The organism is Bartonella fuyuanensis (assembly GCF_014197255.1).
In the GTDB taxonomy this organism is placed as follows: Bacteria; Pseudomonadota; Alphaproteobacteria; order Rhizobiales; family Rhizobiaceae; genus Bartonella; species Bartonella fuyuanensis.
In genome coordinates, this window is record NZ_JACIFE010000018.1 from 1 (window position 1) to 10,666 (window position 10,666).

A 10,666-nucleotide genomic window follows, 5' to 3' on the forward strand; every position below is an offset into this window, starting at 1 on the left:
CTTGTCATGATCAATTCCTATAAATTAAGTATAGAACGGCGACGCCCACCAATATCTTGCCCATTGCGCACGAGCCAACCACCCCGTTTAAACGAGAAACGATGTAAAACAGAGCCATCCCAAAATTCTGTGTAATCCCAAACATTCTTGATCTCGCAATCATAGCCTGTAGCTTTTCCAGCCGTTAAGCTTTCGCTATCGACTTTGACCAAGCGCCCTGTAACATCAATGGAATGTTCATGCTCGCGCCCATCTTCTTCAGACACCACATGTTTTTTGCCGGTAAATTTATGACGAAGACCAGGAGGACCACCAAAGATACCGATGATTTCTGGGGTGTGACTGCGGATTTTCATTTGCAAGCTCAAAGCTTTCACACCAAGACCACTCACATCAATTTGCATGTCAGAGCCCCCTGGTTGATAGGTTTCGGTGATTTCTTCCAACGTGGGAAGTTTGAGCGTCTCAAGATCAAGATGAAGATTGACATCATCATCAACAATCAGGGTAAAACCACGAACAATTCTTAAAGTCATACATCACTCCTTGCTGCCTTGCGATAGGTGTCAAGCGTATCGCCAAATGCATAGGTCATTTTATTTTGGATATCTTCAGAGAGCCGATTAAAGTAAGCACCATTGCGCCGGCTTCCAAAGCTTAAGTCTTCGAGAGGGGGCACTTCTTCTGCATCAAATTCCACCCGCAATTTTCCCAATTGCAAATTGCTGTTTGAATTCAAATCACGGTCAAACCAAACGCGCCCCCCTAAAAGCGCACCGCGCGCAATCATATCATCAAGAAACTGTGTAAGGCTGCGGGTAATGGCAATGACATGTTGACCGGTCAGATTCTCGTCATTGGCCCAAGGACGTAAATTGTTAATAATGGTTTTTTCCAAGGCTGCGCGGGTACGCACCACATTGACAAAACGCCAGAGTGGATCACTCGAGGTGGTATGGTTGCCCCATAAAATGCGCCCATTGGCAGCAGTTTTCCCATGAGCATTTTGGCTAAGGCGGGCGGGAATAAAGGTGGCAATATCAGCTTGATTGAGACGATTAGCCTCATGATCAATTTCCCCATCAAAATAGCTAATGGGGCGCGCTGTGCCTAAAATACCTTTGACATCTTGGTTGGAAGGAGACCAAAAAACACCCCCCTTTTGTTTGTCCCGTTTGATAAACATGGCGGCTGCAAAAGGACTTGCTGGTTTAACACTAACACCACCATCACTATCTGCTACCCGCACAAAGGGATCAATCAGATAACAAAAGCGTGAGGAAAAATCCGCGCGAAAGGCAAGGCTTTCTTCCGTATTTTTGCCCCCCGTATCGAACACTGCAATGGCTTGTAGCTTTTCAGCAACCTGTTCTAAAGCATCTGCTAGCGGATTTTTAGCATTATCAAGGCGCCCTGCACTATAAGCTGGCGCTAAGAGAATTCCAGCTTCCACACCTAAATGCCCTCTAGCATGTTTTAGCGCATGAACACCGGTTAAAGCAACACTTGACCCTACCATTTCGGCTTGTGTCTCAGCAATGGTTGACTTTTCTTCTACCCGCACAAGGATCACTTGTGCCTCAATCCCTTGCGCGCGCACGGCATTGATAACATCAAGGGCTGTTCCTCTTGTCCCAAGCTTTTGGATTTTCTCTGTCTCATGGGTAAAGACCAACACGGGCTCATTAAGGGGATAGGTTTGTGTATCCGCATCAGGCGCTGTAACAACCGCCCCAAGGGCGGTTTGGCTAAACATCTCTAAAAGGCGAGAAGCTTGACCATCCTCAATGAGGCGAATACCATGATTAAATTCTGTTGCCATTTTGCTCTCCAAATCAATGGAGAGACCATAACAACCATCACCATGTTCCATAAGCCTGACAGTGTCAGTCAAAAAAAGTCCTTTAAAAGGGCTTTAAAAGAGCAATAAAAGGACAAATCATACAAAGTCCGCTTATACAACAAGCATTCCTATAACTTAGCTTATTTACCTTTTTTGTGGCTCCCCTATAGGTAGCTCTATGATTGCGTCTTTCTCTGCTGGTTGCCCAGATGCGGATTGTTTTTTGTTTTTATCCAATACGGGAGGAGAGAACACTCCGTCCTTATAAGTCCAGCCAATTTGTGCTTCATGTGAAGGAATAGCTTCCCCGTCAAAGCCGTGAACATAATCTTCTGAGGCTACGATAATGTTCGTTACCACACCATTTTCAACAACTGCATATTCCATAAAAAACTCCTATATAAAAAATTTCAACAAGATAGCTCCGTCTCCACCGTCACCGCCAATTTTACTCCCATCTTTTCCACGAAAATATCCGCCGCCGCCACCACCGCCGTTAGCACCGTAATCACCACCATTACCTCCCCCATTATTGCCACCGTAACCGCCTTTGCTATTCTTTTTGCCACCGCCGCCACCGCCGCCACCGCCATAAATACTGTTTCCACCATGGCCTCCATGATCATTACCGTTTGTACCGCCACCGGCACCACCATCGCCACCGGAAAAAATAAAACTCTCATTTTTCGGACCATCTTGTTGATTATTTTTCCAAGTGCCTCCTCCTTTACCTCCTAATCCGCCTATCCCTCCATTACCGCGATTGCCATAGGCATTCACGTAGCCACCAGGAGTGTTGTCATTGCCACCACCATAGCCACCTCCACCTGCGCAAATAATACCTTTGATAATTGTATCTCCACCCCAATTTCCGTTGCTTCTGCCACCAGATCCACCACGACCAATTTGAACTGTTTGCGATTTTTTTAGATCAGACACTTTAATTTTAACACGCGCGTGTTGACCTCCACCACCACCTCCTCCTCCGTTTTTATTATTGCCACCATCACCGCCTCCTCCGCCGCCGCCTCCCCATGCCCATATTTCTACCTCTGTGTCATCAGTGACACCTTCAGGAAATGGAATGGGCCCACTTTCTTTCATAAGAATTTCGATAGGTTTTTTGGTTAATAAAGCTATTAATTGATCTATTTCACTTTTCGTATAATAGGCTGTGAGATCTTCATTGATCTTGGCTCTAAAATCGTCAAGACCAACAATATCTTCCGTTTTATGTTGATGCTTACCTAACAATGATATCGCGCTACCAAAGGTAAAATTATTATTGCTTGATTTATAGAGAATGTAATTGTTGGCTGCATCCTGTGCGCCTTCGACATCACGCAAATCGGCAAAAGTGAAGGTTTTATCCGCTGCCATCTTGGCATCAAGAGCTGCTTCAAGTTCTGCAACATCACCTATGCTATGCATATGCTTTGTAGGCGCCTTTTCGTCTACCTTTTCCTCAACATCCGCTAGTGCCTGATCAATCTTGCACAAATTTTCCCGCAAGATGGGGAACTCAGAACTGATAAAGCGTCCTTCTTTTGGCAATTCCATGTTGAGTTTCTTTGTTTTTGTCATGTCTGTTTTCCTCTCATAATATGCCAGCGCCAAAATCACTCGCCATGGAACGCGCGGATGGACCACCCGTAAGCGTGAGTTTTAAACGTGCTTGTTTGGCTGTTTTGTCACTGCTCATAAATTTTTGCTCTGTCCAAAGGGGCTCGGATAATTGTTCTGTTTCGTCTAAGGTGAGAGGACTAAAAGCGCCGTCATCCAGCTGCATCTCCAGTGAAAGAGTTGAACCGCCCGGCAAAAATGTTTTGATATAGCTGGTCAGTCTTGCCTTTTCACCAAAGGCAAAAGCACGCGTGACATAGGTGGCTTCCTTATGGATTTTCCCCGCAATCAACTGAACGGGAGCAAACAAGATAGGTGAGAGCTTTTCGGTGCCTTTAAGAATGGCGCGAAGCTTTACCTTTTCACTGATATATTCGGTAAGGCTTAGCAACTGAAAGGGGAGCAGTTGATAAATTGTGCCATTGTTTCTTTCAATTTCAAAGATGACAGAACACGCGCTCGAAGGCAATTCAATGGCTGCACGCACTTGTAGATCAGAACAATCAACAAGATCAAAGCTGCCTAAATCGACAAGTTTTTCCGTTTGTGTATAGCGCGCCGCTAACACACGAAAAGCCAATGCCTCATCTTGATGAGCAGTCCAGCTTTGCGCATTGACAGAAGAAAAGCGTGGTCCCGTCACGTAAGGGTGGCTTGAGACGTATCTTTGGTGTTCTTTATCAAAATCTCCAAGCTTTGCCAATGAGACGGAATGATTAGCATCATCGGTTTTAATCACAAAAGCCGTGAGACGATCATTAGGGATTAACAGGGGAACTTCGTAGCGTGCCTCAGCCCATCCTACCTTTGCGTCCTTCATGGAATAAAAACTTTGTGCTTGGATATCAGCGGTGGGATAGCCATTTTCGGTGGTGACCAAATCAATCACCAGATCATGGTTTTGATTACCGATTTTACAAAGATGAAAGTCAATACCGGTTATTTGTCGTGTTTCATCGGGGGTAAAAACTTGTGCTTGCGGATCAAATTTCGTCCATATCTTTACCGTTGTGGTACGCCGCATGACTTTCACATCAATCACACCTTGACCGGTAAAAAGACCTGTCGCCATTGTTCCACCTTTCCCCCGTGCCACAACGCTTTTTGTCCCAGCAGTGATATTTTGTGGAATCGTGAAAGTGCCTTCAAGGGTGCCTTTGCTATCGGCAACAAGGCGGCTTGTTGGCAAGACATTCACGCCATCAAAGGTAAAGCTTTCTAAGATTTCGCCTTTACCAAAGCCTTCAATTTTAAAATTCAACGTAATTTGCCTTAAAAAATCGATTTGTTCTTGGGTTGCATTGACCAAATCATCACGTACTTCTGTCTGACGGATTCTTCTCCCACGGTTCCAGCCCATAGTGAGTTGATTGGTGACACCAGAGAGCCAATCGGTGCGCTCAACATGCCAAAAATCTGTTGCAGGGATTAATGTAACCGTGCCGGGGAGAGAGGCAAAATTTTGATAAGGATTGATCTTTTCGCAAGCCGTTGTCAATTCTTGTGCAATGATCACTTCATTTGTCCAGTCAAGGGTGACAGGTGCTTTTAAAGGAGCAGTATAGAATGTTGGGTCAATGGCAAGCTGTAAAATACCATTGCCAACAGCGCCTGTTTGGAAAAAACCTTCATCGCGGTAAGAATCATCCAGAAAGGGATCGACAAATATGCCTTTTTTAGCAACGGGTTCTTTTGCATCAACATTGCTTTTAATACGCTCTAATTGCATCAACCGGTCAAGCGAAAGCACCCGTTGAAAATAGCGCCACATCTCATCATAGGGAGCAACACATATCCCATCATTGACCACCTGTGGTGTTTCGAGCCAATTGTTGGTAATGGTTGCAAGGGATAACACATCATCGGGAACACTAGGCGCCATGGGATGATCTGCTGAGATGCCTTTGATATAGACCACATTGCCCGCTGTATTGAAACCAATACGGTCAATGCGGGGGAGTTTGTAAGTGTAACTAACAATGATATCACCGCCTTCAGCCCCCCTTGAGACAGTGATTTCCTGCGCTGTTACTTTATCAGCCACGATTTTTGCGCGGTAACGGTAGGTCACCGTATAGCTGCTTCCTGGTAAGGGTTCGTCGCCCACCGGCGCCCAATCAATGGTGTCTCCGTTTTTTTTGAAGTCTGTGCCTTCTTTAAATTCTTTTCCACCTTGAACAATTTTGATAAACGCGGTGATGCTTTTATCAGGAACACCATCACGCCCTGCGGCAACCGCACCGCGGGTGACGGTAACGGTTTTTTCTTTTGTCAACAAAAGAGACTGAATATCAGCAATAGGAAAATAATAGGGTTTAAAGGTGAAACTTGTTTTCCCTTTTGGGGGCGAAAAAATATGCGTTTCGCTAGGAACAACGCTTGTCGAAAAATCTTCCATCTCTTCATGGCGCAAGGCGGCAAGGCGTTTGCGTTTAAAGCCATTGATATTGGCTTCTCCTTCTTGGATGCTAAACACTTGGCAACCGTTATTTGCTCCCAAAGCTGTTACACGGCAACCTTTGACGATATAATGCCCATGGGCGCGGTCGTACGTCGCAATGGCCTGCATGGCTGGTTCAAGCAGAGAGGGGGATTTTTGATCAATCAAAACGCCATCTTGTAAGATATAGACCGGGAAAAAAGTCCCTTGCTGGTCATCATCTTTGAGAGCCCAGACAAGTTTTGCGACTTCGCGTGCCGCTCCGGGCTCTCCTTCTGCCAAGGATCCTGGCACTTGTCCTAAGAGTTCTGGATCATCCTCATGAGTCACCCATTTCTTTTGCAATTTGACACCAATTTCCAAGCGCCCAACCATGGAAACATTCTTGAGAATAGCTTTTGAAACAGGGAAAATATCACCTGCTATATAAATCTTTCCCTCTGTCAGCGTCACAGTCTTTGTGTCTTTATTGACAAAAGCATCAGCCCGTTCAACCCGGTCTCCTTCTTTGGCCACAAGGCGTCCCAAACGGTCATGACGCCCCCTGATGATGGTTTGAACTTCATTGAGTTCACCCGCTTGAAGAAAAGAGCGCTGTCCATAAAACACCACGCTTTGTTGCTCTTCTTTGCCGATTGATCTGTCAATTGCAAAGGGTAAACCACTTTCATGCTTCATGTTAAAACCTCAATAAAATCTTGAATTGTTCGCGAACATCAGCACGCAAAGGAATATTGACGGGTGCTTTAAGAATCTCCACACCCCCATTTAGTTCACCCTCGTCACACCAAAGTTTGCCAGGAGGTATCTGTTCTGCTGGAGTGGCATGAACGAGAAGGGAAACAGAGGCGGCTTGTTTGCCATCAACATTCCCAAAATCTGTGCGTGCTGCAAGAAACAGCATGGTGCCTGTTGGGGAAGGATTAAATCTGTTGCCACAATGGCTGTAAACACCCTCTAAAACCTGTTCGACAGGCGCTACAGCATAGCATCTGCGAAACCCAATCAGAGCATTATCGAGATCTCTTAAAGCCAGATAAAGGGGACGGTTTTGGAACCATTCTGCCATCAATATATCGCGTTCGTGCTTTTTGATCGAACACCAAGGAAAATTTGCCAACTCCCAAGGGTAATCAATTTGGTCCCAGCTTAACTCTTCGTCACCATCATCAATCCAGTTACCAATCAATGTGCCTTCTTCTTTTGTGAGAACATGATTGATTTGTGTTGTGCGTCCAAAAGAAAACAATGTTTCTCCAGCTGTTAAGCGGATGCCACTCTCAAAATCCAGCATACTGTTATCAAGCTGTGACATATCACCCTCTATGGCTTCCACATCATAACCATAGGTCCCACGGCGAAAATCAGAGCGCAAGCTTTTGGAACGTCCCACAATCGCTTCAATGGCTTCAAGAGAATTCTGTTCAGGCAATTGATCAAAATCAAGTTGAAAGGAATTCCACCATGCTCGCCCCGTCCAGGCGGGTTGAAAGCGTGCCGAAATCCCTAGCCATTCAAGCCCTATCTCTATTGCCGCAAGGGAGCCGCGAATATTTTGCCATGCAAGACCCTGATCAATTAAATCATAAAGGTTAGAGAAATAAGGGTTTAATTCTTGTAAGCCATATTCGTCTATTAAAAAGGGCAACCAAGAAGGCGGACGCGTAATAAATTTCGCGCGGGGTATTTCTTCGAGTGCCATTTTAACGTGAGGGTCAAGAGCCATTGCTTCTGCAAAACAACGTTCAAACAAGCTCGAATTTGGGGGCAAAAGTGAGGAAAGCATCAATAAGCACGCCCCCGTTCAGACAAGACAATATCCCCTAGTGCGACGGCTTCATCCGGTGCGACCAAAATATCCTCAAAGGGGTGCGTTATGTTCACATGGTGAACGCCCTCAACCATCAAGCGGCTTAGTATCCAACTTAAAGACAAATCACGCCCAAGCCTTTGCGCACGCGCCCATTCTGCTCTTAAATTCTGCTCCGCTCTTTCCAAAACAAAGGAGCCTTCATCCGGTAACAACCAAAAATCAGCAGAAACATTGATCATCCGCTGTACCGCGCTTTTCACAAAGATGTGGTCATTGGTCATTTTAACATGGGGAGCATCAAGGGCTGCTTGCACCTTTGCAATTAAAGCCTCATCAGCCACCCCTGAAGGAGCGTCACTAAAAAGCGCAACATGAATAAGCGGACTTTTACCCTCACGATAAACAAAAGCATCTTTGACATGGATATCGCTTGAGAGGGCAAAATATTGATAACGTGGCGCTGTGCCCCCTGTGGAATGTCCTTGTCTATTTAAGCGAATGCGGCGGCGAAACCGCTCATCATCTTCATCCAAAAGGCGCGTGACCCCATGAAAATCCCCCAAATGATCTAAACTTGTTCCATGGGCAAATGTGAGTAAATTGTCTCGCGCTACTTCATTGATCCGTTGGCGCAACAGCAACTCTTCATAAGCAGCCGCTTGTAATTGAATGACCACCGGATCATAAGCGGTCTTTTCCACATTATAGGGAATATGATGAGCGGCAAAAACATCCATTAAACGCTTAATCTTTTGCTCTAAAAGCCTTTCAACAGAAAGCTCTTCAATCACTTGTGGTAGCGGAAGCTGTGAAAGGGATAAATGTTCAAACTCTGTCATAGCAGACCTCTAGCGGAAATTGCCTCTCTTGCCCATGGGACCAATCCCCCAAATGCCCATCGGGGTAAAAAATGCCCCTTAAAACAAAGTGGAATGTCCCCTCGCGCGTTGCTTTGGTCAGATCAATCCTCTGCAGTGAAAATCCAGGCTCTCCGCATTCTGGATCATCGAGTGCGCAGGCAATAGCTTGATAAAGACGTAAAATCGTTGCAGGATCAGCATTGGCGTCTTGGAATTCTCTGACATCACACCCATAATGGCGACGCAAAACCCGTGTTCCTACCCTTGTCATTAAACATTTATGGAGTGATTGTTGGCAATGCGCAAAGCCATACAAGAGAGAGCCATCCTTTTCGCTCATCCCGCACCGCATGCTTTAAGCCCCTTTGCTTGTCTTTGTGGTAGAAACCGTTGGGGTCGCCGCAACAACAAGGGCTGGTTTTTCAGCAATCTGACCAAGCAGCAAAGGGTATTTTGCTGCCTCTTCACTTAAACAAATTTCCTCACCCTTGCCCGGTGAACGTTGACCAGCAACAAAATCGGCATTGGTTAAAATAACATAAGTGTTCTCACGCATGATAAAACTCCTTTAAAGGGGGGAAGAGGTTGTGGAAGGACCTATTTGGACTCCACCGTGAACATGGCCTGCACCAACAGATTTTTGATTGTGCTGTAAATCTTTTGCTTCAATCTGCACACTGCCCGTTAATTCAACACGGGTTGCTTGATGAGAAAGCACCAAACCTTGTGCACTCAAATGAATTTGGTTTTCCCCATGGGAGAGAATAAGTTCATCTTTTGTCATCCGCAAAGCTCCACCGGCATAACAGAGCGCCAACTCTTCGGCGTGACGGGCTGGATTAAGCATATCCTCACTATAGCTATCGCGTACAACCAGAGAGGCAGAGCCAATCTCACCATGGGGGTTTAACAACCGCACCGGGTCACCAACATGGAGGGGCATATTGCTGGAAACAGCCCCCGCCGCTTCTTGCGCTTGTAGCCAAGGCGATAAAACCGCTTGTCCATTGGCACTCTCAGAGAAAAGTTTCACCCGCACCCTATGACCATCAACTTGTGCAACCCGTCCAAGCATATGCTGGTTGGCAAGACAGCGTTCAAGGGCATCAAGACGCTTCATGATTTGTCGAAAGGTATCACTTAAGAGATGTGCGTCATTCATACCCCCACCTCATTGTCCCATGAGATCAACCCAGCTTTAAGTTGTCCCGCATCACAAAAAATATCGTATCCCAAATGATGCAAATCTTGGTGCCATTCCACCACGCTTATCGACACACCACGCTGCTTAATTGCCGCAGAGATAATTGGTTCAATCTGGACATCACGCGGAGCACTCAAATGTGTCAATCCCCACAATTGCCCGCTATGGCATAAAACCGCAATAGCTTCTGCCAAAAGCCAACTTTGGATATCACGCTCTTTGCCCGCCGTCACAATAAAAGCCCCTAAATGAAGATCTGCACGCATCTGTCCAGAAGCTACACAATGTAAGCGGCTCTCTAACACTGCAACACGCACAGCTGGTGCCACAAGCATTTGTGTTTCCAATTCTTCTAAATTAAAGCGCCCAAATTGACAGGCGCAATCACGCACATCCGGCAAAGCCCTTTTAAGGCTTTTTATCACCGCCTCACGAAAGGCATTAATCCGTCCAGCGTTTTTGATCGTTTGACTCATGAAAACATCCTTCCAAGCCAATCTTCCGCTGCTTTGATGATTTCCACTTTATTGTCTTCTGAAAGCCCCAAATAAGGGCGTGCAGGCATGGTTACCTGATGTACACAAATAAAGCGGTGTGCTTTGCTGCTTTTCAGAAAAAAGCGCAGTGTCTTGCCATTTTTCGGGCGAATAACCCCACCCAATTGATGAATCCGCGCATAAACCAATCCAGAACCAATAATCACCTTTTCTGGTGAAGCTTTCATATCAATGGAGCGTGAAAGCGCCCCACTGGCAAAAAGAATGGAGGTGCGAGCATAATTGTTTTTCCACTTCTCTCCTTGGGCAGAGGTTTTTTCACTTTGAATCCGCCGCCTGGTACTCTCTTGGATGAGACGACCAACCCCTTGTGCTAAAGTTCCCAT

At 45.9% G+C, this 10,666-nt stretch carries 12 protein-coding genes; all 12 read right to left on the reverse strand.

Features of this window, described 5'->3' with window-relative positions; all coding sequences use genetic code 11:
* Positions 1-17: 17 nt before the first annotated feature.
* Entirely contained in the window at positions 18-536 is a 519-nt protein-coding gene (locus GGR08_RS06205) for a phage major tail tube protein (protein ID WP_183194498.1), read from the reverse strand.
* Positions 533-1,822, reverse strand: a complete 1,290-nt coding sequence (locus GGR08_RS06210; protein ID WP_183194533.1) for a phage tail sheath C-terminal domain-containing protein — start codon at positions 1,820-1,822, stop codon at positions 533-535. Before GGR08_RS06210 ends, GGR08_RS06205 begins: the two co-directional genes overlap by 4 nt.
* A gap of 165 nt (positions 1,823-1,987) precedes the next feature.
* Complete coding sequence (locus GGR08_RS06215) at positions 1,988-2,230, reverse strand: hypothetical protein (RefSeq protein WP_183194499.1); 243 nt, start codon at positions 2,228-2,230, stop codon at positions 1,988-1,990.
* Positions 2,231-2,239: 9 nt separating this feature from the next.
* A complete protein-coding gene (locus GGR08_RS06220; protein WP_183194500.1) occupies positions 2,240-3,427 on the reverse strand; it encodes a Bgr_08870 family protein in 1,188 nt (395 codons plus the stop codon).
* Positions 3,428-3,440: 13 nt separating this feature from the next.
* Entirely contained in the window at positions 3,441-6,584 is a 3,144-nt protein-coding gene (locus tag GGR08_RS06225; protein ID WP_183194501.1) for a DUF4815 domain-containing protein, read from the reverse strand.
* A 1-nt stretch (position 6,585) separates the two neighbouring features.
* Entirely contained in the window at positions 6,586-7,692 is a 1,107-nt protein-coding gene (locus GGR08_RS06230; RefSeq protein ID WP_183194502.1) for a phage tail protein, read from the reverse strand.
* Entirely contained in the window at positions 7,692-8,558 is an 867-nt protein-coding gene (locus GGR08_RS06235; protein WP_183194503.1) for a baseplate J/gp47 family protein, read from the reverse strand. The genes GGR08_RS06230 and GGR08_RS06235 overlap by 1 nt, the downstream gene beginning before the upstream one ends.
* The gene (locus GGR08_RS06240; RefSeq protein ID WP_183194504.1) at positions 8,545-8,931 is read right to left on the reverse strand and encodes a GPW/gp25 family protein; all 387 of its coding nucleotides are present in this window, start codon (positions 8,929-8,931) and stop codon (positions 8,545-8,547) included. Before GGR08_RS06240 ends, GGR08_RS06235 begins: the two co-directional genes overlap by 14 nt.
* Positions 8,932-8,934: 3 nt before the next feature.
* On the reverse strand, positions 8,935-9,135 hold the full coding sequence (locus GGR08_RS06245) for a hypothetical protein (protein ID WP_183194505.1): 201 nt from the start codon (positions 9,133-9,135) through the stop codon (positions 8,935-8,937).
* A 12-nt stretch (positions 9,136-9,147) separates the two neighbouring features.
* Entirely contained in the window at positions 9,148-9,741 is a 594-nt protein-coding gene (locus GGR08_RS06250; RefSeq protein WP_183194506.1) for a phage baseplate assembly protein V, read from the reverse strand.
* On the reverse strand, positions 9,738-10,259 hold the full coding sequence (locus GGR08_RS06255) for a hypothetical protein (RefSeq protein WP_183194507.1): 522 nt from the start codon (positions 10,257-10,259) through the stop codon (positions 9,738-9,740). Before GGR08_RS06255 ends, GGR08_RS06250 begins: the two co-directional genes overlap by 4 nt.
* Positions 10,256-10,666: phage virion morphogenesis family protein (locus GGR08_RS06260; RefSeq protein ID WP_246350151.1), on the reverse strand; the 411-nt coding region annotated here is incomplete at its 5' end. The genes GGR08_RS06255 and GGR08_RS06260, both read right to left, overlap by 4 nt.

What these genes read in the sequence shown, in the direction of transcription:
- GGR08_RS06235 (WP_183194503.1), bottom strand. Translation starts at nt 8,558, where the DNA reads ATGACAGAGTTTGAACATTTATCCCTTTCACAGCTTCCGCTACCACAA.
- GGR08_RS06215 (WP_183194499.1), bottom strand. Translation starts at nt 2,230, where the DNA reads ATGGAATATGCAGTTGTTGAAAATGGTGTGGTAACGAACATTATCGTA.
- GGR08_RS06220 (WP_183194500.1), bottom strand. Translation starts at nt 3,427, where the DNA reads ATGACAAAAACAAAGAAACTCAACATGGAATTGCCAAAAGAAGGACGC.
- GGR08_RS06205 (WP_183194498.1), bottom strand. Translation starts at nt 536, where the DNA reads ATGACTTTAAGAATTGTTCGTGGTTTTACCCTGATTGTTGATGATGAT.
- GGR08_RS06245 (WP_183194505.1), bottom strand. Translation starts at nt 9,135, where the DNA reads ATGCGTGAGAACACTTATGTTATTTTAACCAATGCCGATTTTGTTGCT.
- GGR08_RS06230 (WP_183194502.1), bottom strand. Translation starts at nt 7,692, where the DNA reads ATGCTTTCCTCACTTTTGCCCCCAAATTCGAGCTTGTTTGAACGTTGT.
- GGR08_RS06255 (WP_183194507.1), bottom strand. Translation starts at nt 10,259, where the DNA reads ATGAGTCAAACGATCAAAAACGCTGGACGGATTAATGCCTTTCGTGAG.
- GGR08_RS06240 (WP_183194504.1), bottom strand. Translation starts at nt 8,931, where the DNA reads ATGCGGTGCGGGATGAGCGAAAAGGATGGCTCTCTCTTGTATGGCTTT.
- GGR08_RS06250 (WP_183194506.1), bottom strand. Translation starts at nt 9,741, where the DNA reads ATGAATGACGCACATCTCTTAAGTGATACCTTTCGACAAATCATGAAG.
- GGR08_RS06225 (WP_183194501.1), bottom strand. Translation starts at nt 6,584, where the DNA reads ATGAAGCATGAAAGTGGTTTACCCTTTGCAATTGACAGATCAATCGGC.
- GGR08_RS06210 (WP_183194533.1), bottom strand. Translation starts at nt 1,822, where the DNA reads ATGGCAACAGAATTTAATCATGGTATTCGCCTCATTGAGGATGGTCAA.